The sequence below is a fragment of the Pseudoalteromonas sp. Ps84H-4 genome, from assembly GCF_024124645.1.
Lineage (GTDB): Bacteria > Pseudomonadota > Gammaproteobacteria > Enterobacterales > Alteromonadaceae > Pseudoalteromonas > Pseudoalteromonas lipolytica_C.
Map to the genome: position 1 here is coordinate 13,136 of NZ_JAMXSK010000004.1, position 24,946 is coordinate 38,081.

Here is a 24,946-nt window from a genome sequence, read left to right on the forward strand (position 1 = left end):
TGTAGACACAAGCAAAACTTACTAAACTTAAATTTTCTTCATAGTCCGACAGATGCACTGTCATCTTTCGCACAACTAAGGCGCACAACAGCTGGTGCTGGTCGCCTTCTTTGGCAAACAAATAAATGGCTACTTTGATAACGCTTAGCTTCTTTTTTTGCATCTGTCGCCAGCGCAGCTACCTGATGACTATTAATACATAGCTCTAAATCTGGCTTAACTAACCCTATCGATAGTGTAAGTAAAGGCACAAACTGCTTTTTACCTTCTCGATTACTTGCCCAATAACCCCCTTGCTCAATATGTTCTGGGGTGAAAAAGGCGCGAGATTGGTGCTCAAATTTATTAATGATGTCATGGCATACTTGCTCTGCATCATTTTTATCAAACACGACCATAAAATCATCCCCGCCAATGTGTCCCACAAAGCCTTTACTCGTGCTGCACGCCTCGACAATAACCTCAGCAAGCAGCTTTATTACGCTATCACCACTGGCGTATCCGTACAGATCATTGAATTGTTTAAAGTGGTTTAAATCAACATAGGCTAGCGAGAACGGATAATTATTGCGAAGCCTTAGCTCAATTGCTTCGTTAATCGCGACATTACCCGGCAGCATTGTAAGCGGGTTAGCATGTTGTGCATGGCGGATTTTTTCTTCAGTAATGTGCTTTAAAATATTACGTAGGGGTGCCAATCCTAAGTATTCACCACTTCGGGTGATCACAATGTGGCGTCGAATATCAAACTCAAATTCGGTAATTTGCTGACTCACCGTATCGAGTAACTCGTTTTCGTCTACCACTAACGGCTGTTTATCCATTAAAGAAGTAACGGGTTGCTTATCATAAAGCGCATGCCCATATGGGGCAGCAAATACTTCGGTAAGTTGATCTCGGTGTAATAAACCAACAGGAATATTATGCTCTAGTACCGCAAGGCTCGTTAAGGTTTTATCTTGCTCAAAAATTTTATGAGCATCTTTACAGCGGGTTGTTGATTCAATACTTGCATGTTCAACGGCTAACCAGCCAATCGCCATAGACTGTTCAAAATTACTTTCAGTATCTGATGATTCTAAATGCTTTAGGCAGTGAATATTGATTTCGTAACTGGGCTGTAAACTTGGCCTTTCTAACAAAAAGCCTTGTGCATGCTGTACCCCTAAACTTTCGAGTAAGCGAAGCTCCTCTACACGCTCAATGCCTTCTGCTATTACTTGCGTATTGGTTGCTTTAGCAAGCTCAATAATAGACTTTAAAAATTCTTTTTTAACCACACTCTGGTCGCAATGATCAATAAAGTAGCGGTCTATTTTTACAAATTCAGGACATAACTCAGACCATTGTTTTAAGCCCGAATAGCCGGCGCCTAAATCATCAATTGCAATCGAAAAACCTAGCTCACGATAATGTGCAATAGTCTTTAACAATAAAAAGCCATCATCGACTTTTTCTTGCTCTGTAACCTCGATAACCACACGATTAGCAGCTAAACCGAAGTGCTCAACAAGGTGCAAAGTTTCACCTTTTGGATGACACGGATCGAGTAAAGTTTTAGGGCTTACATTTAAGAATAACTTACCTTGTAGGTTAAGCTTAACAAAGTTCTCAATCGCTTTACTGCGGCAAAGTAACTCTAACTCAGAGATTTTATGACAAGCAATGGCTTCGCTGAACAATGCACTAGGCATTTCTAACTCAGAATCTTTAGGCCCACGACTTAACGCCTCATAGCCCAAAATATGTTGATTAGAAATATCAAAGATAGGTTGAAACAAGGTTTCAATTGCACTGTTATCTAAGATCTGCTGTAGTTGTGCGCTCACCTTACACCTAGCATCAGTAATACAAATAGGCGACTAAATTAGCAACCTTGTATGACAATTTTATGGCAAGGCTATGACTAGCAATGACTACTCAGCAGCAATCATTTCTATCTGCTTGATGCGTGCAAAACTATCAATCATTTTTAACTTTGCGTGTTGGTAATCACTCTGTGCTAAATCTGCTTGTTGAGTTAGTGTATAGACCGCAAGTGGATTAAGTAATAACTTTTGTGCGTGGTAGCAACTCGGCGCTGAGAATTCAGGTAGTTTGGGGAGCTCTTCTTGAGACCCGCCATTTTCTATCTCTATATGTTGCTGTTTAATCATGGCAATTTGCGCCATAACGTTTAGACTTTCTTCGCATTCTGGCAGTTGCTCTTTAAGATTTACAAACAACTGCTTTGATGAGCCGATTAAAGTTGTTACTGAGTCACTTATCTGCGTTGGCGTAGATTGGCTTTGTAATAAACTGACTACATGCCAAGCTAGGTTTTGATACATATCTAATTGCTGTCGCACATCACCACTTGTATTGCTGCTGCTTTCAGGCTGCTGGGGTGATGGTTCTTCTGTACATGCAACAAGCAAACAAAGTGAACACGCGCTCAGCATTAGCTTTTTCATAAGTTTTCTCATAAATAACAGTATATTACCGCCTCGTCATTTAATTTATCTTTGCAAGTGAGTGAATGAGATGCCTTCAAGTAAAAGCAACGCAAACTAACTAAGCAAGGCCTCTCGCTAATAGCATTTATAAATGCAATAACGCTTCAGCAGTAGACTCATTTGTAATGAGGGAATTGATCATACCAGACTCTATTGCCCCGGCAATGGCTGGAACCTTGTTCTGCCCTGCAGCAATTCCTATTACATGTTTGTCTCGACGAGTAGACAAAGCAACGCTCGTTACACGCTGGTTTATGTCAGATTGAACGAGTTTACCATTACTATCAAATATCCAACTTATTACTTCACCTGTGGCACCCATAGCCTCAAGTGCCGCAAGCTCATGTTGTGTAATAAACCCATCTAAATGTAAAGGGGAGTTTATCCCCAAGTCACCAACCCCGACAAAATATACATCTGCTTGTAGGGCGAGCTCATGAACATTTTTTACATGCGTCAGCTGTTGCCATTGAGCTTTATCTGCTTGCGTACTAGCAATAACAGGAACAGGCATAGGAAAATGTCTTGCCCCTAAACGCTCTGCAACATGAATAGCAACATCATAACGACTAGCAGAACCATCCTGCGCTATGTTTCCAACCAACGAGACAATACGGTGCTGAGGGCACTGCATATTTGTAAGTTCATTAGTGCAAGCACGTAAGGCTCGTCCGGTCCCAAAAGCAATCGTCTTAGCTTGTCGGCTTTTTGCGTACCGTTCAATTTCAGCTGCACCGGCTTGTGAAAGACCCACTACAGAATCAGCATCACCCGGCACACTTGGAACCACCTCACACTTGAGTAAGCCGAAGCGTTGTTGAAGTAAATCAGCCAGTTCCATGCAACGTTTAATTGGGTGTTCAAGTCGGACTTTTATTAACCCTTTTGATACGGCCATTGCCACTAATCTTTGCGCAGATTGTCGAGATGTATTGAGCTGTTTAGCGATCTCGTCTTGTGTTTTTCCTGCAACATAATAAAGCCAACCAGCTCTGGCTGCTTCCTCTAATTTTTGGTTTTCAGTAATAGGGGGCAAAGCCATTATTTATACCTGTTTTGGCCATTAATGAAAAAATTAACAGTAAAATGATTCACTGCACCAATCTATTCGTTTTTGCTATTTTTGCAGATTAACATACAGAATCAGGCTTATTGGTATCAAACCCAACTATGCGCCAGCTATTATTGAGTTCTGGCTACTGATTTAAAAGATACCATAAATTTTAATAACATAGCCTGTTTTAAACTTAATAGTATTACTACTCTAAAACAAAATTCAGGGTTCAAGGAAGTATTAGACATGATTTCTAACCTATTTTTTACAGAGTAACCACCAAGCAACGATTAAATAAAGCCTTACTGAACAACAAACACAGTGCGGTAAAACTTAAAAAAACAGCACGTTAACTTATAAATCGTGCTGAATTTTATTGGTTTTGCAAAAAACTAGCGGGATATTTCTTAACTATTTTTTACAGCCATCTATTGGCACGCAATATAAAGCTAGAGATTAGAAGTTAAAACTCAGCTGTAAACCCGCAATGATGGCATTCTCTTCTTCGCGATCACCATTTGGATGAATAATGAATTGAACACTTGGCATCAACTCAATCGCAGGCGTAATTGCATAATTGTAGTTAAGCTCAATCGGGTATTCATGACTACGCACATTAAAATCACTATTTATATGATTTACATTATATTTATGCTGTGCATCAGTTAACTCTTTACTGACGCTGTTTCGCCCAATAGCTAATCCAATACGGTCATTAGGGCGACTAGCATATGGCGCTGTAATAAACCCTCCTATCGCGATCACTTCACCCACTGCGCTAATACTACTATCTGCATGAATCATACTCGCAAATACCCGTAATCCACCACCTGATGGGTTGCGTGTTATTTGCTGTTCAAGGTTAAAATAAAATGCGTTATCCGTATCTTCAATCGCAACAGCATCAATAGTCGAACCGGCCGGAAAGCCTGCTTCATTTACAAGCTTGGCTTTATCTAAGCTGCTACGCACGACACCAACTCGGTAATCCCCTTGCAAGCCATGCCCATAGTTCACTTTATATTCTAACTCTCCCACCACGGTGGTGCCGTCAATACCACCTGATGTATGCAGCTTCAACCCTTGGTTCAACGACATTACTTGTGGGTTTGCATCGTAGCTACCTATTTTAAATAATAAGTTATCCGATAACTTATACGTTAATTGCGCCCCTAAAGTACTCAATGGATCACCATACCAACTACTACTCAAATAATTAGATGAACCACCACTGCAAAATGTTAAATGTTGAAAAGCGCAGCTCATAGCAAAAAAATCAGCGCTTGGATAAATTCGACCAACTTTAATACTGAGCTGATCATCGAACAGCTGTTGAGTTAATGAAAATTGTGTGAGACGAGTTACATTTCCTCGACCATAAATTTGCTGTGATTGAAGTAATGATGGAATACCTGCCTTGTTGTTTATTAGCTCACCATTTCGATTTGTAATTTCTACTTTAAACTCAGCCCCAGACCAACCAAAAAGCTTTTCAAGATCAATATATCCACCAACAAAAAATTGGTCAGCATAAGCCACCTCATTATCAAGACCGCCTTTCAAATTATGAGCAACCTGATTGAAATAGCCTAAACGAAAATCCATACCTCGCTGCGACAATTCAGATCGTGCCCCGCTCCAGTCACCTGTTATATATTTTTGTGCATCAAATGTTTCAGCCCCATGACTTGTAAAAGAACTTAAAACCAAAATCGCTGACATTGAAGGAATTAAACGTCGCTTTTTCACTGAACAACGAAAAAATAACATTTTTGATTTCTGTGTTACTGCAATCGATTGATTGTTATCCATGTATGTGTTCTCCATTTTAATTACGCTCGAGTGCTCTAAACTCATCGCCAAATTGTTACTACCACCTTTCACTTTGAGCAAACAAACACTAATTGAGCATATTCCCAACACATATAATATTTGTCAATAAAAACAGCAAGAGCTTGCCAAACATCGAAATGACTAATAACAGTATAAAATCACTAAAAAACAACATTAAGTCAGTTAAATATCACTAGAGTTATGATGAATGATGAACCTCCCTCTTTATCCACTCATTAACTTATTATTGACAAAACAATACACCAGTAGGATTATGCCCAAAGGCAACAACAATGCCCAAACAAATTATTTACCATGGAGTAGGTAATTTATTACAGTTGAATTAGACGCGTTGATCCATAACACACACCTTGTTTGAGTCGAGGTTTTCATATTTTTAGGAAGTTTTAATAAAAAAGAATCCCTTTAAAGAACATTAAAGAGCAGCACGTCATATGACTAACAGGGACAAGTACTTATGAAAAGTAATCAGGTCGATTTAAAAGGATTAGAAGAGGAACAATTACCGATTGCACAACACAAACTCAAAGGATGGAAGCACTTTTTAGGTCTATATGCAGGTGAACACGTAGCTGCAACGGAGTTTGTATTTGGTGCAACATTTGTCGCACTTGGCGCAACCATGACAGATATCCTCCTTGGATTACTGATCGGTAATATTCTTGCTGTATTGAGTTGGACGCTCATAACAACCCCCATAGCTGTAGAAACACGTTTAAGTTTATATACCTACCTACAAAAAATTGCTGGTGACTCGATGACCCGGCTATACAACTGGGCGAATGTAATTATATTTACTGTTATTTCTGCAGCCATGATTACAGTTTCTGCGACCGCAGTCCGCTTTGCTTTAAATATTCCGGCTCAACTTAACTGGTATCCAACTAACTCTTTATTTGTCATGGTTGTACTGGCTGTAGGGATCATTGTTGTACTTGTTGCCATGTATGGTTTTAACGCCGTATCACGCTTTTCAGGTATTTGCGCTCCTTGGTTATTCGTGATGTTTATAAGTGGTCCATTAGTGCTTATGCCAGAGCTTGCAAATGCTGTTATTGGCCAAACAGTCGTCTCTAGCTGGGGAGACTTTATGCATATTGGCAGCATCTCTGTTTGGACGGGTCTTGATGCCAATGGTGAACCCGGAATTGGTTTACTCGAAGTTATAGGCTTTTCTTGGGCTGCAAATACAATTACCCATTTTGGCTTAATAGACATGGCTCTTCTGCGCTATGCAAAGAAAAAAAGTTATGGGCTATGTACCTCTGCAGGCATGTTATTTGGGCACTATATAGCTTGGATCTCTGCAGGTATTATGGGCGCGGGAACTGCAGTTCTAGTGAAAAAGTCTATTGTTGAATTGGATCCGGGCGATGTTGCATTTCACGCACTAGGCTTATCTGGGTTAGTGATCGTTATTGTCGCAGGATGGACAACTGCAAATGCCAACTTATATCGTGCAGGCCTTGCTGCTCAAGCTATTTTTAGTAATCAATCTCGAACTAGAACCACATTTTTAGTAGGTATAGTTACAGTCATCATTGCATGTTTTCCGTTTGTATTTACCAAACTATTGCCATTATTAACCTATGCAGGTCTCTTAGTTGTACCTGTGGGCGCTATTGTATTTGCTGAGCACTTCTTATTTCCAAAACTTGGGTTAACTCGCTATTGGGTAACATACAAACAGCTTCAGCACAGCTCTGCGGCTGTTTTATCATGGGCTCTGGGACTCGTCTTTGGCTTTACGTTGAATGCGATAGACATTATGCCTTTTTACTACTTATTCATCCCAACATGGATATTTAGCATCATCGTTTATATCCAGTTAGCTAAAAGATACGGAGCTGCTGATTCATACCCAGAACAAGAAGCTGAACTTGCTGCGTTTGATACACGTGTAAAAGAATTTCATGCAGAGCAAGCAGCTAAAGAGCCTCATTTCGCCATTGATCAGCGTGGATTTACCAAACTATTGTCAACACTTGCGTGGTTAAGCTTAGGTGTAACGATAGCACTGGCTACTAAAACCATGTTCTTTTCACCTGATATCAGTTCATACGAGGCTAACCGAACATTATTTTTTAACATTGGATTTGCCTGCACAATTATCTATTTTGCTACAGCTTACTGGGCGATGCATCGTAGAAACCATTTTCAGCCAGCAAGTTTAAGGAGCTAAGATATGGACGTAATTTCACTACAGCAATCTACGTTGAGCTCATTACCGACCACAGTGGCAGTCCCAGAATATGACCGCCAAGCATTGCAATCAGGTATCGTTCACGTAGGGGTGGGTGGATTTCATCGCTCACACCAAGCTTTCTACACTGATAACTATATTAACCGTAGTGATGATTTACGCTGGGGTATATGTGGTGTTGGTTTACGTGAAGCAGACCGCTTAGTAAAACAACATCTAGAATCACAAGACTACCTTTACTCAATTTTGACGAAGCACCCTGATGGACATACGCAAGTGCAAGTTATTGGCTGCATGACGGATTTTCTAATGGCCCCTGACGACCCTGAAGCAGTCATTAGTAAAATGGCTGCTGACGAAACGTATATTGTATCATTAACTATTACCGAGGGAGGATATAACTACGATCCATCTAGCGGTGAATTTGACTTTACTAACCCTGATATTCAGCATGATTTAGCTAACCCAGATAAACCTAAGCTTATCTTTGGTTATTTGGCTGCAGCATTAGCACGTCGACGAAAAACCGATAGGCCGCCATTTACCATTCAGTCATGCGACAATATCCAACACAATGGCGACATTACTCGAAAAATGCTTGTTACTTATATTCGAGCATTCGATCACGAACTTGCCGATTGGGTCGAAAGCCATGTTTGTTTCCCCAATGCCATGGTAGATAGAATAACTCCAGCAACGGATCAAAGCGACTTAGCACTTGCTAAGAATTTGGGCATTATTGATAAATGGCCTGTTACTTGTGAACCATTTCATCAATGGGTGATTGAAGACAAGTTTAGTCAACAACGCCCAGCATGGGAACTTGTTGGTGCCCAGATTGTAGATGATGTAACACCTTACGAAACGATGAAGATTCGCCTACTTAATGCTAGCCATTCAGTGCTTGGCATTTTAGGTTCTTTACGCGGCTATCAAACTATTGAACAAGCAATCTGCGATCCTTTGTTCACTAAGCTTATAACCGAGTTTATGGATAGCGAAGTCACACCTATTTTAGATGCCGTACCGGGTATTGACCTTAGTGACTATAAAAAAACACTAATTGCCCGTTTTGCAAATCCAAACATCAAAGATAGCCTTACAAGAATTTGCTCACAAAGCGCAGCCAAAGTATCTACTTTTTTGGTACCAACAATTATGGAAAACCTCAAAAACAACGGTAATACTGCTATTGCGAGTTTAGTTATTGCTGGATGGTGTTTATATAGTGATACGCATTTAACCCAACAAGGAGAGCCTTTAGAGATCATCGATGATATGGCTGAAACATTACAACAGGCTGCTCATGCATCGCGAATTTCCCCGCTCGCTTTTCTGGAGCAACCGAGCATTTTTGGCGCACTTGTTGAAAACACGTCATTTTGTAATGAATATAAATCTTACATTAGTAAGCTCTATGCAGGTGTGGCTATTGAGCACATTATAGTATCACTACTAGATCAGGCTCAGGCGAAGCAAGTTTATAATTAGGCGATAAAACGCAATTAGTGACTAGTTTTGTCACTTGAATGATTAAATATCATTGCCAGTGTATATAAAAACAAAAAACCGCCCTAAATTTAGGGCGGTTTTTCTTTTTAACACTCAGTTAAGGCATAGGATCGAGATCCGCACCTTCTTTTTCAATTACTTCTGGAATTAAGTCTTCTTTACTTACACCCATTGCAATTGCTACAGCTGAAGCAACATACACAGATGAATAAGTACCGATGAATACACCAAATAGTAATGCAGTTGCGAAACCGTGGATCGTTTGACCACCCCAGCCAAATAACGCAATCAATACTAAGATAGTTGTGATTGATGTTACTAAGGTACGGTTTAACGTTTGCGTTAATGAAATATCGATAATTTCAATGGTGTCATCAATACGCACTTTACGGAAGTTTTCACGGATACGGTCAGAAACAACGATGGTATCGTTAAGTGAGTAACCTATTACCGCCAAGATTGCCGCAAGAATCGTTAAGTCAAACTCAAGACCTAGTATTGAGAATAAGCCTAATGTAATGATAACGTCGTGTAATAGTGCTGATACCGCACCTACCGCAAAACGCCATTCAAAACGAAACGCAACGTAAATTAAGATACAGATAAGTGCAGTTAACATGGCAAGGCCACCCTGCTCTTTTAGATCTTCACCAACACTTGGGCCAACAAACTCGATACGACGCATTTCTACTGTCGGCTCAACTTTTTGTAATGCCGTAATGATTTGGTTACCAATCACTTCTGCTTTTACGCCAGCACCTTGTGGAGCAAGACGAACTAGAATCTCTTTACTTGAGCCAAACAGCTGCACCGAGAAATCTTCAAAGCCGCTTTCTGTGATTGCATCACGTACTTCTTTAAGATCAGGTGCTTGAGTAAAGCCCACTTCAACAGCAGTACCGCCTGTGAAGTCGAGGCCGAAATTTAAGCCTTTAGTAAAAAAAGATACGAAAGAAGCCAAAATCAACAAAGTTGATAATGTCATGGCAAACTTTCTTAACTTCATAAACGGGAGTGTTTTACCACCGAGTTTTAAAATTTGCATGCTGACTCCTAAATCGACAACTTATCAATACGCTTACCGCCAATGAATAAGTTGATTACCGCACGGGTACCAACAATGGCTGTAAACATAGAGGTGATAATACCAATCGCAAGTGTTACTGCGAAACCAGCAATAGGACCAGTGCCCACTGCAAATAGGATCACTGCTGCGATAAGCGTTGTGATATTAGCATCGAAAATTGTGCTAAATGCGCTGTCGTAACCAAAATGAACCGCTTGTTGAGGACTACGACCATCTTCAAGCTCTTCACGGATACGTTCAAAGATAAGTACGTTAGCATCAACCGCCATACCTACAGTTAATACGATACCTGCGATACCTGGTAGCGTTAAAGCAGCACCCGGAATAAGCGACATTACACCGACAATCAATACTAAGTTGGCACCCAGAGCGATGTTCGCCACCATGCCGAAACCTTTGTAATAAAAAAGCATAAATACAAGCACAAACACGAAACCTAGCACAACCGCAGTCATACCCGCTTCAATGTTCTCTTGACCTAAGCTTGGACCTACCGTGCGTTCTTCAACAATTTGAATCGGCGCAACAAGTGCACCGGCACGAAGTAATAAGCTCAGGTTATGTGCTTCAGCTGGATTATCGATACCAGTAATACGGAATGAACGGTCAAGGCGGGCTTGAATCGTCGCCACGTTAATCACTTCTTCAACTTTAATAGGTGGAAGTGCTTTACCGTTTTCATCTGTTTTACCTGATGGCTTATATTCAATAAATACTGTGGCCATGCGTTTGCCGATAGCACGTTTAGTGAACGCATTCATTTTTGCGCCACCTTTGCTGTCTAGCGTAATACTAACCTGTGGACGCTGATACTCATCCATACCAGATTGCGCACCAGTAATGTGGCTACCTTCAAGGATGATGCGTTGCTTAAGTACCACTGGGTATCCATCACGTGCCATGATCACTTCAGTACCTGGCGGTACACGACCTTGTAAAGCGGCACCTGCATCGGCATTTTCGTCAACTTCACGGAATTCAAGCGTTGCTGTTGCACCTAAGATTTCTTTAGCGCGTGCAGTATCTTGTACACCCGGAAGTTGCACAATAATACGCTCAGCACCTTGGCGCTGTACGTTAGGCTCTGCAACACCGATTTGGTTAATACGGTTACGAATAATCGTTTCGTTTTGTTTGATAGCATAATCGCGAATTTCTTTTAGCTTTTGCTCGCTCATGCTGGCAAAAAAAGCGTTATCACTGCTGCTATCATCAATGTATACGTTTAACGGGTAACGAGTAGATAAGAAGCGCTCTGCGGCATCTTTGTCTTCTTCGTTACGCATCTCAACACGTAGACGCTCACTACCTGCTACTCTACGAATAGTGCGATAACGTAGCTTTTCTTCACGTAAGTCACTTTTGAAATCTTGTTCCATTTGCTCAAGCTGAGTATCAACCGCCGTCGCCATGTCGATTTCCATAGTAAAGTGAACACCACCGCTTAAATCTAGGCCTAGCTTCATCGGGTTACCACCCAATGCTTTTAACCACTCAGGTTGAGCCGGAGCCATATTGATTGCAGAGATGTAATCTTCACTAAGGGAATCACGCAGTATATCTTGCGCTTTTAGTTGCTCTTCAACATTCTTAAAACGAACCAGGATTTGTCCGTCTTCAAGTTTGCTTGATTTAACAGTAACGTTATGTTCTTTGAGGGTCGCATTTACTTTATCGAGTACGCTGAGGTCAGCATCAGTACCTTTAGTGCCTGATACTTGTATGGCCGGGTCGCGGCCATACAAGTTAGGTGAGGCATACAGAATACCAACGACTAACACAACAAGAACAAGTAAATACTTCCATAATGGAAACTTGTTTAACACGTGTGAGTCCTTATTTTTATTGTTATAGCGACTTCATAGTGCCTTTTGGCAATACTGCAGAAACAGCTGATTTTTGTACTGTTACTTCTGCTTGGTCGTTTAATGAAATCACGATGAAGTCTTTGTCATCAGCGATTTTAGCGATCTTACCTACTAAACCACCTTGCGTTAGTACTTCGTCGCCTTTTGCCATTGCACTCATCAGGGCTTTATGCTCTTTTACACGTTTAGCTTGAGGGCGGTAAATTAAGAAATAAAATACCAAACCGAAAATACCCAACATGATTAGCATTTCCATGCCACCACCTGCTGGTGCTGCACCTGCCGCACTTGCGTGGGCGTTTGAGATGAATAAACTCATTTCACTTCCTCTTTAATTTTTCTAAAAATTTAATCTGATGTATCTGCAAGCTCTGGCACTTCTTGGCCGCGGCGTGCATAAAAATCTGCAACAAATTCGTCTAGTTTGCCATTACTGATGGCATTACGTAAGCCTTCCATCACGCGTTGATAATAACGTAAGTTATGAATCGTGTTTAGACGTGCGCCTAAGATTTCATTACATTTATCAAGATGATGCAAGTATGCACGTGAATAGTTTTTACACGTATGACAATCACACTCAGGATCCAGTGGGCCCGTGTCTGTTTTATGTACTGCATTACGGATTTTAACAATGCCACCCGTTACAAATAAGTGACCATTACGGGCATTACGTGTAGGCATTACACAGTCAAACATATCGATACCACGGCGAACCGCTTCAACTAAGTCTTCTGGTTTACCAACCCCCATTAAGTAACGAGGCTTATCTTCCGGCATTTTGTAAGCACAGTGATCAAGGATATTGATCATCTCGTTTTTCGGCTCACCCACCGATAAACCACCTAATGCATAACCATCAAAGCCAATTTCTTCTAGGCCTTTTTGTGATTGTGCACGAAGCTCAGGGTACATGCCACCTTGGATAATACCAAATAGCGCTGCAGGGTTATCGCCATGACCTTCTTTTGAGCGTTTAGCCCAACGAAGTGATAACTCCATAGAATCTTTAGCTTCTTTTTCAGTCGCTGGGTATGGCGTACACTCGTCAAAGATCATCACAATATCAGAGCCTAAATCGCGCTGAACTTGCATCGCTTTTTCTGGTGAAAGCATGATCTTTTCACCATTAACTGGTGAGCTGAACATCACGCCTTCTTCAGTGATTTTACGCATTGCGCCTAAGCTGAATACTTGGAAACCGCCTGAGTCAGTAAGAATTGGGCGATCCCAATTCATAAAGTCGTGTAAGTCACCGTGTTGCTTAATGATTTCTGTACCAGGGCGCAGCATTAAGTGAAAAGTATTACCTAGGCAAATTTGCGCGCCAGTGTCTTTCACTTCGTCCGGCGTCATACCCTTAACGGTGCCGTATGTGCCTACAGGCATAAATGCTGGCGTTTCTACAACACCACGTTCAAAAATCAAGCGGCCGCGGCGCGCTTTACCGTCAGTGCGGTCTAATTCAAATTTCATATTATCCTCAGTGTCGGAAAAACAGTCCAACAAGCTATAATTTAACCGCTCGATTCTACCCTGTTTGCAGCTTTATTACTATTAATTGGGCTAAATTCGAAAATAAAAAGCCCAGTAAAAAAACTGGGCTTTTTAAAATCTAAACTGTCGTTATTTTCGCGTTAAGAACATGGCATCGCCATAACTAAAGAAACGATATTTTTGCTCTATTGCGGTATGGTAGGCACCCATGATGTTTTCTTGGCCAGCAAACGCACTGACTAACATGATCAAGGTTGATTCTGGTAAGTGGAAATTTGTCACCATAGCATCAACCACGTTGAACTGATAACCCGGGTAGATGAAGATATCGGTATCACCAAAGTAAGTATCAAGTTTGCCGCCGTGCACTTTAGCAGCAGATTCTAACGAGCGAACTGAGGTAGTCCCAACGGCTATTACGCGACCACCTTTTGCTTTCGTTTCGGCTACCGCTTTAACCACATCATCAGGTACTTCGATGTATTCTGAGTGCATGACATGCTCATCAACTGAGTCAACACGCACAGGCTGAAATGTCCCCGCACCTACATGCAAAGTCACAAACGCCATGTTTATACCTTTGTCTTTTAGTGCCGTCATTAACTTGTCATCAAAGTGCAGGCCTGCCGTTGGTGCTGCAACAGCACCTGGCTTTTCACCATAAACAGTTTGGTAGCGCTCGCGGTCTGATTCGTTATCAGGACGATCAATGTAAGGTGGCAAAGGCATGTGACCAATGTCATTTAAGATATCTAATACATTTTCGTCTTTGGCAAATTCAAGCTCAAAAAGCTCGCCATGACGTGCAACCATGATAGCTTCGGCTTTACCTTCAAGAATAATTTTTGAGCCAGGTTTTGGTGATTTACTTGCTCGAACATGGGCAAGTACCCGATGTTCGTCAAGCACACGCTCAACTAATACTTCAAGTTTGCCACCCGACTCTTTTTGCCCGAACATACGTGCAGGAATTACTTTAGTATTGTTGAAAACGAGTAAATCATTTTCATTAACAAGTGATAAAATATCACTAAACACTTTATGTTCCACTTTCCCTGATGGGCCATCAAGGGTCAGCAAACGGCTGCTAGTTCGATCTGCTTTAGGAAAACGAGCAATTAATTCATCTGGAAGGTCAAAGCTAAAATCAGCTACGCGCATGGAGCATATCTCTCATTAATAAAAACGCGCCAAGTTTACTCTGATACGCCCACTACCTCAAGCAAAGGCCAAATAACCGCTTTTAGGTAAAGTTTGCTTGTAGATTAGGCAAAATGTCATTATTCTAGCTTATTCACTAAACATGGGTTCGTTAAGAGGTAGTAGCGCCATGGCAAAGCAGTTAAAACTGCTAATTTTGAACGCTAGCGTTGCAGAACGTGAGACGATAAAGTCTACGCTCAATAAACTAAATGTATTTCAGTTTATCGAAGCAAGCGACTCTCAGGACGCGTTAAAAATACTCAAAAGCCACCCGGTGGACATTATTATTACTGGCCTTGAGGTTGGTAAAATTGATGGTTGGCGCTTTTCACGTATGATCCGCTCTGGATTGTTAAAAACACCTAAAAACACGCCTATCCTATTAACACCTCCTATATACTGCGAGCGCATTGCCGAAACCACTGCGCGAAGCTACGGTATTGATGCCGTATTGCCATTCGAACGCCAAGATATGTTACCGCAAGTACTTGCCAATGTACTTTCAACCCATTTAGAAAAAAGCAGTCGCCTAAACTTACTGCTACTCGAAACAGACAGCCGCAAAGCACAAGATATAAGCAAACAACTAAAACTTAGCTTTGCGGTAACGCATACCACCTCAACTAAAGCGACGCTTGCAACATACTTACAGCATAAGTTTGCGATTGTTTTGATTGATGCCACTGAGTCACATTCTGATACTGCAGCTGGACTCATCAGCGAAATTTTGCAACATAATCCAAAACAAGCAATCGTAACCATTATTGATAATAATGATGCTGACTACGCTGAACAGTTATTATTATCGGGTGTGACCGACTTTATCCGTGCACCTTATGATCAATCACTGTTAAGTAAGGTGTGCGATCATGCTGCCCGACGCGAAGATTTTATGGTCAGCTATGCTGAGTTTGCGCAAAAGGTCGAACAGCTAAGCCAAAGCCAAAGTCGCTACAAAGAACTGTTTTCAGCGCACCAACGAATTTTATTGCATCTTAATACGGTCGTTCTTGAATTTGATCAGCACGGTAATATTCGCTTCATTAATCCTGCTTGGGAAAGCCTTACTGGTTATGGCATAAAATCAAGCTTATCAAAGTCACTCACAGATTTCTGTCTTCCAGAGTGTCAAACCAAGTTACAAAATACAATTCAAAGTATTTTGCATGGTGGCGAGCAACAACAACAAGTTGAAATACAACTTAAACACAAAAATGGCAATGCAATTTGGGTCGAGTGCCGCTTACAACTGATTAAAAATAGCCAAAACTCGGCTACGATCACTGCAACCATTGATAATATTCATGAACGAAAACAAGCTGAACTTCAGCTTCGCCATTTAGCTTTACACGATACACTCACAGAGCTGCACAATCGTTATTACTTTGACCAACAATTACAGCGTATTTGCCAAGAGAAATACACTAATGACGATATTGAGCACGCACTTATTTATATCGATTTAGACCACTTTAAGATTATTAACGACAGTAAAGGCCATCAACAAGGCGATATTGTCTTAAAAGAGGTTGCCCAGCTATTTACCGCTAACATTAGCGAAGAGCATTTGATTTGTCGTATTGGCGGTGATGAATTTGCTGTTATCTTAAAAAATACCAACTTACTTGATGCACACTTAGTTGCTGAGAGCATTTGCGTTGCTATTGAAAAACACCAATTTCACTCTGAAGGGCAAATATACTCAATTAGCTGCTCTATTGGTTTGACACAAATTACAGCACAGAATAATGATCCCAGCGAATGCTTAAAACAAGCAGATATCGCGCTTTATGTGGCAAAAAGTTTGGGCCGAAACTTAGTCCACTGTTATTCCAAAGAAGACAGTAACCACAACAGCCTACAAGTTGGTTTAGAGTGGGGGCACAGTATTCGTCAGGCTCTTCAACAAAATGCCATCGAGCTTCATTATCAGCCAATCTGGGATTTTAAACGTAATCATGTTGCTTACTTTGAAACATTACTGCGCTTGAAATTAAATGATGAGCTAATTTACCCGAACCAGTTTATCCCTGCATTAGAGTTATTAAATGACACATTTTTGATGGACCAATGTGTTATTAGAAATGCTATTCAAAGTGTTGCAAAGCATCCAGAGCTTAATCAAATTGCTATCAATTTATCGGCGCAATCATTCTTAGATGAGCGTTTGCTTCCGCATATTGAATCAAGCTTAGAAGAGTATGAAGTGGCACCGAGCCGCATAATTTTTGAAATAACTGAGTCGGCAAGCATCAAAAACCTGACAGCAACCCGTGCGATGATAGAGCGTTTAAACGGCTTGGGCTGTCACTTTTCGATTGATGATTTTGGCACTGGATTTAGCACGTTCAATTATCTAAAACAATTACCAGCACAACATGTGAAGATCGATGGTTCATTCGTTCGCGACATGCTAAATGATCCTATCGATCTTGCTTTAGTTAAAGCCATTAACGATATTAGTCGTTCGCTTGATAAGCGTTCTGTTGCTGAGTATGTTGAAAATAAAGAAATATTTTTAGCATTAAAAGAAATTGGAATTGATTACGGTCAAGGCTTCTTTATCGCCCGCCCAGTACCGGTTGAAAAAATTTCTGCTGAACTAAAAAAAATATCTGAAAATAATTTATTTAACTAACAATTAGCTAGCATTATAAAGTGAAAAAAAACGGCATTTTCGCTACTTTTTACCTATTTTTAGTACTTCCAAAGTCACGATACTCATCTATACTTAAATCCACAGCAAGAACTAATGTCGTATTTTTATAGTGATTACTTAAAAAATACATGACATTACCAATTACATTATACATACTGAAAATAACTTAATATTAATAAGTTCATGTATTAACGGTATAAAGGAGAAAAGTGATGACACAACTAATCGTTTTGTTGCTGTTCGTAAATTTAGGGATAGCGTATCAATGTTACCGTAATGCAACCTTCAAGGGGTATCCGGTAAAGATATTTACAGGCTTAGGTCTAGTGCCGTATTTTAATTTAGTCGTATGGGTTTACTTATTGTTTTTACCCGACTTGAAACCTTTTTCAATGAATGAAAAGCAGCCTCTCTAGGCTGCTTTTTAGTTGGGGAGCTAGCCAAGCTAAAAATTATAGCTTGATGCCTTTTCAAGCAGTTGCGTGGCTTTTATATCACCTTGCACACACTTTTTAATATCTGACTTTTTAAACACTTTAACCTGTTCACTTTTATCTTCGCTAATACCACGAATGACAAAACTAACATGCTCATCGTTTGGTAAGTTTCTTAAGCCACTACCATAATCACATAAGGTAAGCGATAAGCTGTTATTTACCTTTTGTACAAGCTCAGCTAATTGTTGCTGCTGCTCTTTCACCCGTGCTTGTTTTTTTTCTGCTAACTCTTTACGCATTACTTGCTGTTTTTGCGATAATTTTTGCTGCTGCTTTTCAAGTTCTTTGATTGCTGCTTGTAGCTCTTTTTTACGTTGTTCGAGCTCTTGATCTTTGGCGTCTTTGTCGTGACGACGGTCAAACTCCAAATCACGTTTTTCACGTTCAAGATCACGAATTTCACGGCTTATATCTCGCTCTTGTTCAGCAACATCACGCACTCGCTCAGCACTTTCACGCATCACTTCCATTGCTTGCTGGTAGGCTTCTTGCGTTTTCACTACCACGGCATCGCTTATTACTTGCACATGATCACCTAACACCTCAATTTCAGCCAGTTCTTCAAAGTCGATATCTGGCAATGGTGGAAGAGGCGCGTCAGGTACAGACGCAAACACCGAAGACCACCGTGAACTGCCTCGTACATCAAAGCTAAATACTACGCCTTGGTGTTGTAGATAGCTTGAAGATACATTTCTTACCTTGTTATCGGTATCTTGTTTTAAAGCTGCGGTGAGGATTTTTTCCATGATCCCGACTTCTCGCTGAATTTTATCTAATTCATCGTTTGCTTGTGCTTGCATGCTTACGGCTGAGCAAAGCAATAAGGCAGCTGAGGTTAATGTGTATTTTGACATCTTAATACTCCAAGTTGTTGGCAACGGTTGGCATAGATCGGCCGTCCACTTGCTCTGCTAAATCATTTAACTGCATACGTAAGTACGCTTGGTCTTGAGCGCGCTGCGTTTTGATATAGGCAAGCACGCTGGCAATATCTTCTTGGCGCTCTACTCGCCCAGTTTTAATCGCTTCTTTAGCCAGCTGGTACATCTGCTGCTGTTGCACTTCATTTTGTGCTGTAAGAATGTTTTGCAGCTGATCAATTTGCTTTTGTTGTGACTCTAATAAGTTGGTTTGTTTAGCGACTTGCTCAAGTAATTGCTGGTTTTGTTGCTGCGGATTAGTAACAAAAAGCCACGCACAAAACGCAATTGATGCCGCCATTGCCCACATACCAGAGCCAAAAAATACGTTAGCTTTTTGCACTTTCGGCATACTTGATTCTCTGTCCCAGTTTGGTACTGGCACCGTTTCATAGTCTTTACTTTGTTGTTGCCACTGCATCGCATTGTTCATCATTAATGCATACTCAGCATTAGCTTGCAGCAAGGCTATTTGCTCATCAGTTAAGCTCTCACCTTCTAACCATGCGGTAAATAATGAATCTAAATTAGCCATCTACGGCCTCCAAATGCACTTTTAATTTGCCAAGCGCACTGTATAGTCTTGATTTAGCTGTATTGGTCGAAATGCCTAATTGCTCAGCTATCTCTTCAAATGTACAGTGCTGAAAAAACTTTAACTCCACCACTAAACGCTGCTCCCAGGGTAAATTATTCATCATTTCTTTTAGTTCATGATGCTGCTCGGATTGCAGTTGATTCATTTCTAACTCGCTACGCTCACAGCTTTCTTCTGGCGCAGAATCCAAACTTTGATGCAATTTACGGCGACGATAATATTCGACACTACGCCGATGCACTATTTGATAGAGCCAAGTATTAAAGCTCGATTCACCACGAAAGCTCGGTAAGCTTTTATACACAGAAATAAACACTTCTTGCATCAAATCCATTGCATCATCGGGATGGCTTAACATCCTTAGGCAATAGTTATATACCTGTGTTTCGTGCTGCTTGACTAATTTCAACCACGCCCGTTTATTGCCCTGTTGCGCTTTGGCAATTAATGTTTCAAGTGATTGAAAAAACACGCTAGCCTCGTCATCTGATCTGCCTTTAATGGTTTTGTTATTATGTTAGTCGAGGGAAGGAAAAAAATAGTTTGTTTTAATAACAAAAAACCCCAAATTTTTTATTTGGGGTTTTTTATTATTCGTTACACTGACCATCTAAGCTACATTGCCTATTAAGAAACAGCTCTAACTGCTGGCTAAACAGCCTAAAGTCTCTGATCCGGCCTGTGGTTTTACGCCATACAATACCAATATCACGGTACGCATCGCTCTGGGATGGCGTAGCAACCATTTCTTTCTTGTCTAAAATGCCGGCATTAATAGCCATTTGCGGTAAGAAAGTCACACCTAGCTGGTGCTCAACCATACTTAACAAAGTATGTAAGCTTGCCGCTTCAAATGGATTAATACAACTTGAACGATTCAAGTGGCAGGCACTTAGCGCATGGCCAGTCATACAATGCTCACGCTCGAGTAAAAACACGCTGGCATCCGGTAGTAGATTAAAATCTTCCACCCCAGCTGCAGGCGTATAGTCTTTGTGATGCACCAAACTAAAGTGATCTTTTGCAAGCACTTGAGTATGAAATTTGTCAGTATCATACGGCAATGCAAGCAATGCCATATCAATTTGGCCATGCTCTAATTTATCGAGTAGCTTATCACTGGTATCTTCAACCAAGACTAACTCTAACTCAGTAAAAGTTTGTTTGCAGAAATGATATAAAGGCGCGGCAATAAAGCTGGCAATCGTTGGGATCACGCCAAGGGTGAGCGTGCCGCTTAACGGTGTCAAAAAGCTTTTTGTTAGCTCTTTTAGGCTTAAGGTATCGTCTATAATTTTACGAGCTTTCTCTACTACTTCTTCACCGATAGCAGTAAACATTAAACTGCGATTTTCACGCTCAATAAGCTGACAACCTAACGTTTCTTCTAAGTTTTGAATTGCACTACTTAATGTAGATTGGCCAATAAAACAGGCGCTGGCTGCGCGGCCAAAGTGTTGATGCTGATGGACTGCTAATAAATACTGTAGCTGTTTTATACTTGGTAAGTTATTCATATTCTGTTTTTATACCAAATCGCTTAATTAAGTGATCTATTTTGAGGCAATAAAACCTCGTTAATAACAAGGCAAAAATTTCGCTATTAAGTTGCTCTTAATGAGAAATCTTTAACGCAGATAGCGACAGGTTTATCCTTCAAAATGATTAAATATTATTGCGGATTGATATTACTACCTGCAAATAAAAAGACCCCAATACCTAAGGCATTGAGATCTTTTCAAGCTAAAAGTCTGTTAGTACTTTTTTAAACCCCGAAGGCAGTTCTCAGTACGTAGAAAATAACAATAGCAAGGGCTGCGCCAACTGGCAATGTAATTACCCAAGAAACTACAATGTTTCTTACTACACCCATGTTAAGTGCCGCAATACCACGTGCCATACCTACACCTAATACTGCACCCACAAGTGTTTGTGTAGTAGAGATAGGTAAGCCAGTACCTGATGCGATAACAACAGTAGAAGCAGCTGCAAGCTCAGCAGCAAAACCGCGGCTTGGTGTTAAGTGTGTGATACCTTCACCGATTGTTTTGATTACTTTCTTACCTAAAATAGCAAGACCAGCAACAATACCGAAACCACCCAGTGGTAAAATCCACCATGCGATAGCCGCTTTCTTAGCGATTTCACCGTTGTGCTCAACAATGTTTACAACAGCAGCTAGTGGACCAATTGCGTTAGCAACGTCGTTTGAACCATGTGCGAATGCCATACAACATGCCGTTAGTACCATCAGTACTGCGAACACTTTCTCAACGTTGTTGAATTGCATTTTTTTGTCAGCTTTAGGGTCAATTTTAAGGCGTGAAATTGCGAATTTACCAATGATTGCAACAACCACTGCAATTGCGATAGAAAGCGCATAACCTTCAACAGCACCTAAGTTAATACCAATGTGCTTCAAGCCTTTCTTGATGGTTACAAGCGACATGATGAAGCCAGCTAGACCCATGTATACAGGTACGAAACGCTTAGCATTTTTAAGTGGTGCATCAGTGTCAAAAATTAGCTTTTGCGCACTCATGAAAATCAAATAAGCAATAAAACCAGAAATAGCAGGGGTAACAATCCAGCTACCTACAATGCCCATTACCTTGTTCCATTGAATTGCTTCGCTACCTACTGCAACCAATGCGAAACCAATGATAGCACCGATGATTGAGTGAGTCGTAGATACTGGCCAGCCCAAGAAAGAGGCAATTAATAACCAGCTACCAGCAGCGAATAGCGCGGCAATCATACCAAGTATCATAAGTTCTGGTATGTCCGTAAATGGCGCGGCATCTATAATCCCTTTACGAATTGTAGATGTAACCTCACCACCGGCAAGGTATGCACCAGCGAATTCAAACACCATCGCAATGATGATTGCTTGTTTAATTGTAAGTGCTTTTGAGCCTACAGATGTACCCATCGCATTGGCAACGTCATTTGCACCAATACCATAAGCCATGAAGAAACCGACTGCGGCGGCAGTTAAAACGAGTAACGTGCCGTAATTTGCAATGATATCCATTGTGTGAACCTTTAATTTTTCGAATTTGAACTGATTTTTAATTAACGAGCTAACATCAGCTCAAGACGAGAACCTACGCGCTCAGCAATATCAGCCAGCTCGCCAACCCATTCAATGATCTTGTATAAGAACATTACGTCGATTGGGTTAAGTTCATTTTCTATAGCGCGCAATTGACGGCGTATTTTGATTTGCATGTCATCCGTGTCTTGCTCAATTGCGTCCAATTCAACGAGCATCTTTTCAACTAAAGTCACTTCGCGACCTTTGAAGCCCGTTTCAAGAAGCTCATCTAGCTCGTTGATTGCTTTTGATGCTTGTTTAGTTGCATCAACACAACGAGTTACATAAGCAAGGAAATCTTCTTGAATTTCTGCAGGAATAGTCATCTCACGACCAACTACACGACCTGCAATATCTTTTGCTTTGTTAGCAATCTTGTCTTGTTGAGTAACAAGTTCAAGCAAATCGGTACGCTCAACAGGCATGAATAAGCCACGAGGTAGTTGAAGGCGGATGTTACGTTTCATTTCATCAGCTTCACGCTCTAAATTACGAATGTTTAGGCGGATTTCTTCCGCTTCTTGCCATTCTTCTTTAAACACGTGATTAAAGAAAGGGATCAACGCTTTACTTGCTTGATGTGCTTTCTTGATGTGATCTTCCATAGGCTTAATAGGTGATTTAGCAAAAACCCCTAAAAATGCATTTGTAGGCATAACTGACCCTTTATAAATTAGTATGCTTTGGCAGCTGCGAATTTTACAGCATTGTGTTCGATTGTGAACGCTTTTTCTGCCTTACATCACCAATAATAGACAAAGCGGCCAAAGGCCGCTCGGTTTAATAATGAAAAGTAGCGGTTAAAATTACAGCGACTTTTCTATATCTGCTTGAGATGTATGACGAATATCTTTACCGTTTACAAAGTAGATAATGTATTCAGCAATATTTTGGCAACGGTCGCCAATACGCTCTAATGAGCGTACTGACCACACTAAATCCATAATTTTCGGGATTGAGCGTGGATCTTCCATCATATAAGTCATGATTTGACGTGTAATTGCTTCGTATTCACGATCAACTTTGGCATCTTCTTTGTGCACTTCAAACGCACATTGCACGTCCATACGTGCAAAAGCGTCGAGTACATCATGAAGCATTTTCGATACTTGACGACCCATGTTTTCAATGTTCACCAATAGGTCTTGCTGATCTTTAGTGAATGAGTCCAGCGCAACTTTAGCAATGCGCTCAGCTTCATCACCAATACGCTCTAAATCGGCAATTGTTTTAGCGATTGCAATCACAAGGCGTAAGTCACTGGCAGCTGGCTGACGACGAGCAATAATGCGTGTGCACTCTTCGTCGATATTTACTTCCATTGCATTTACTTTATAGTCGTTTTCACGAACTTTTTGTGCAAGATCCGCATCACCATTGCTAACAGCATCCAGTGCACTGTTTAGTTGTTGCTCAACTAAGCCACCCATGTTTAATACATGGTTACGCACATTTTCAAGCTCTTCATTAAAGCGGCCCGAAATGTGTTTATTGATATTATGTTCCATTGTCTACCTCTATAAATTTCGTTTACGGTACCAAGTGACTTTATTGACTAACCGTAACGGCCTGTAATGTAGTCTTCTGTTTTCTTCTTGCTTGGTGTTGTAAATAACGTATTGGTATCTGAATACTCAATCAACTCACCCATGTACATGAACGCAGTTTGGTCTGATACACGAGCAGCTTGTTGCATGTTGTGAGTAACGATTACCACGGTAAACTTGTTCTTTAAGTCGTTAATTAGCTCTTCGATAACTAAAGTAGAAATTGGATCAAGTGCCGATGTTGGCTCATCCAGAAGCAATACTTCAGGCTCGATAGCAATTGAGCGAGCAATAACAAGACGCTGTTGCTGACCACCCGATAGGCCAAATGCACTATCGTGTAAACGGTCTTTAACCTCATCCCATAACGCTGCGCCACGTAAAGATTGTTCAACCACTTCGTCTAGTTTACGCTTTTCTTTAATACCTTGTAAGCGTAGGCCATAAACGACATTTTCGTAGATTGATTTTGGAAATGGATTAGGACGCTGAAACACCATCCCAACATTTCTTCGTAATGCTGCAACATCTACGCTCTTATCATAGATGTTGTGACCATGAAGTAAGATCTCACCATCGATACGACAGCTATCAACTAGGTCATTCATACGGTTGATACAACGTAAAAGCGTTGATTTACCACAACCAGATGGACCGATAAACGCCGTTACCTGTCCTTTCGGGATGTTCATATTTACGCCGCTAAGCGCTTGTTTATCACCGTAGTATAGATCTAAGTTTTTAATCTCTAACGCTGTTTGTTCTGCTGTTAGATTTTCTAAATCTAGCTTTGCCGCGCTTTTCGCTTGGTTTACTTGTGGTGCAACTGTAATCATCTCTGTCTACCTATAA

At 40.8% G+C, this 24,946-nt stretch carries 21 protein-coding genes; 4 read left to right on the plus strand and 17 right to left on the minus strand.

What is annotated here, in order from left to right; genetic code table 11:
- Positions 1-38 precede the first annotated feature (38 nt).
- From NH454_RS05690 to NH454_RS05705, 4 genes are all read right to left on the minus strand, one after another.
- The gene (locus NH454_RS05690; RefSeq protein ID WP_253038468.1) at positions 39-1,829 is read right to left on the minus strand and encodes a GGDEF domain-containing protein; all 1,791 of its coding nucleotides are present in this window, start codon (positions 1,827-1,829) and stop codon (positions 39-41) included.
- An 87-nt stretch (positions 1,830-1,916) separates the two neighbouring features.
- Positions 1,917-2,453, minus strand: coding sequence for a hypothetical protein (locus tag NH454_RS05695; protein WP_253038470.1), 537 nt, complete (start codon positions 2,451-2,453; stop codon positions 1,917-1,919).
- A gap of 127 nt (positions 2,454-2,580) precedes the next feature.
- Positions 2,581-3,537: a sugar-binding transcriptional regulator gene (locus tag NH454_RS05700; RefSeq protein WP_135923322.1), complete on the minus strand. Its 957-nt coding sequence runs from the start codon at positions 3,535-3,537 to the stop codon at positions 2,581-2,583.
- Positions 3,538-4,005: 468 nt separating this feature from the next.
- A complete protein-coding gene (locus NH454_RS05705; protein ID WP_253038472.1) occupies positions 4,006-5,361 on the minus strand; it encodes a carbohydrate porin in 1,356 nt (451 codons plus the stop codon).
- A 499-nt stretch (positions 5,362-5,860) separates the two neighbouring features.
- Between NH454_RS05705 and NH454_RS05710 the strand changes: the two genes are divergently transcribed.
- Positions 5,861-7,585: a hypothetical protein gene (locus tag NH454_RS05710; protein ID WP_253038474.1), complete on the plus strand. Its 1,725-nt coding sequence runs from the start codon at positions 5,861-5,863 to the stop codon at positions 7,583-7,585.
- 3 nt (positions 7,586-7,588) lie between these two features.
- Positions 7,589-9,097, plus strand: coding sequence for a mannitol dehydrogenase family protein (locus tag NH454_RS05715; RefSeq protein WP_253038475.1), 1,509 nt, complete (start codon positions 7,589-7,591; stop codon positions 9,095-9,097).
- 118 nt (positions 9,098-9,215) lie between these two features.
- Here NH454_RS05715 and secF read toward each other — a convergent pair whose 3' ends face one another.
- From secF to queA, 5 genes are all read right to left on the minus strand, one after another.
- Positions 9,216-10,163 (minus strand): protein translocase subunit SecF, encoded by a 948-nt coding sequence (gene secF, locus NH454_RS05720; RefSeq protein WP_135923319.1) that lies wholly within the window; start codon positions 10,161-10,163, stop codon positions 9,216-9,218.
- 8 nt (positions 10,164-10,171) lie between these two features.
- The gene (gene secD, locus NH454_RS05725; RefSeq protein WP_135923318.1) at positions 10,172-12,031 is read right to left on the minus strand and encodes a protein translocase subunit SecD; all 1,860 of its coding nucleotides are present in this window, start codon (positions 12,029-12,031) and stop codon (positions 10,172-10,174) included.
- A gap of 22 nt (positions 12,032-12,053) precedes the next feature.
- Positions 12,054-12,392: a preprotein translocase subunit YajC gene (gene yajC, locus NH454_RS05730; RefSeq protein ID WP_036973302.1), complete on the minus strand. Its 339-nt coding sequence runs from the start codon at positions 12,390-12,392 to the stop codon at positions 12,054-12,056.
- Between the two features lie 29 nt (positions 12,393-12,421).
- A complete protein-coding gene (tgt, locus tag NH454_RS05735) occupies positions 12,422-13,549 on the minus strand; it encodes a tRNA guanosine(34) transglycosylase Tgt (RefSeq protein WP_058583935.1) in 1,128 nt (375 codons plus the stop codon).
- 150 nt (positions 13,550-13,699) lie between these two features.
- Complete coding sequence (gene queA, locus NH454_RS05740; protein ID WP_135923317.1) at positions 13,700-14,731, minus strand: tRNA preQ1(34) S-adenosylmethionine ribosyltransferase-isomerase QueA; 1,032 nt, start codon at positions 14,729-14,731, stop codon at positions 13,700-13,702.
- A gap of 169 nt (positions 14,732-14,900) precedes the next feature.
- Here queA and NH454_RS05745 point away from each other — a divergent pair, with 169 nt between their 5' ends.
- Together NH454_RS05745 and NH454_RS05750 are read left to right on the plus strand one after the other, a co-directional pair.
- Positions 14,901-17,411 carry an EAL domain-containing protein gene (locus NH454_RS05745; RefSeq protein ID WP_253038478.1) on the plus strand — a complete coding sequence of 837 codons (2,511 nt, stop codon included), beginning with the start codon at positions 14,901-14,903 and terminating at the stop codon, positions 17,409-17,411.
- Positions 17,412-17,644: 233 nt separating this feature from the next.
- Positions 17,645-17,848, plus strand: coding sequence for a hypothetical protein (locus NH454_RS05750; RefSeq protein ID WP_135923315.1), 204 nt, complete (start codon positions 17,645-17,647; stop codon positions 17,846-17,848).
- Between the two features lie 29 nt (positions 17,849-17,877).
- Here the strand turns inward: NH454_RS05750 and NH454_RS05755 are convergent, their stop codons facing one another.
- The 8 genes from NH454_RS05755 to pstB form a co-directional block, all read right to left on the minus strand.
- A complete protein-coding gene (locus NH454_RS05755; protein WP_253038480.1) occupies positions 17,878-18,786 on the minus strand; it encodes a hypothetical protein in 909 nt (302 codons plus the stop codon).
- Position 18,787: 1 nt separating this feature from the next.
- Positions 18,788-19,387, minus strand: a complete 600-nt coding sequence (locus NH454_RS05760; RefSeq protein ID WP_253038482.1) for a hypothetical protein — start codon at positions 19,385-19,387, stop codon at positions 18,788-18,790.
- The gene (locus tag NH454_RS05765) at positions 19,380-19,922 is read right to left on the minus strand and encodes an RNA polymerase sigma factor (RefSeq protein ID WP_253038484.1); all 543 of its coding nucleotides are present in this window, start codon (positions 19,920-19,922) and stop codon (positions 19,380-19,382) included. The genes NH454_RS05760 and NH454_RS05765 overlap by 8 nt, the downstream gene beginning before the upstream one ends.
- 118 nt (positions 19,923-20,040) lie before the next feature.
- On the minus strand, positions 20,041-20,967 hold the full coding sequence (locus NH454_RS05770) for a hydrogen peroxide-inducible genes activator (protein ID WP_135923311.1): 927 nt from the start codon (positions 20,965-20,967) through the stop codon (positions 20,041-20,043).
- Positions 20,968-21,215: 248 nt separating this feature from the next.
- On the minus strand, positions 21,216-22,484 hold the full coding sequence (locus NH454_RS05775; RefSeq protein ID WP_135923310.1) for an inorganic phosphate transporter: 1,269 nt from the start codon (positions 22,482-22,484) through the stop codon (positions 21,216-21,218).
- Positions 22,485-22,525: 41 nt separating this feature from the next.
- On the minus strand, positions 22,526-23,203 hold the full coding sequence (locus NH454_RS05780) for a TIGR00153 family protein (protein ID WP_135923309.1): 678 nt from the start codon (positions 23,201-23,203) through the stop codon (positions 22,526-22,528).
- Between the two features lie 150 nt (positions 23,204-23,353).
- A complete protein-coding gene (phoU, locus tag NH454_RS05785; protein WP_054552476.1) occupies positions 23,354-24,055 on the minus strand; it encodes a phosphate signaling complex protein PhoU in 702 nt (233 codons plus the stop codon).
- A 47-nt stretch (positions 24,056-24,102) separates the two neighbouring features.
- On the minus strand, positions 24,103-24,930 hold the full coding sequence (pstB, locus tag NH454_RS05790; protein WP_135923308.1) for a phosphate ABC transporter ATP-binding protein PstB: 828 nt from the start codon (positions 24,928-24,930) through the stop codon (positions 24,103-24,105).
- Between the last annotated feature and the right edge of the window lie 16 nt (positions 24,931-24,946).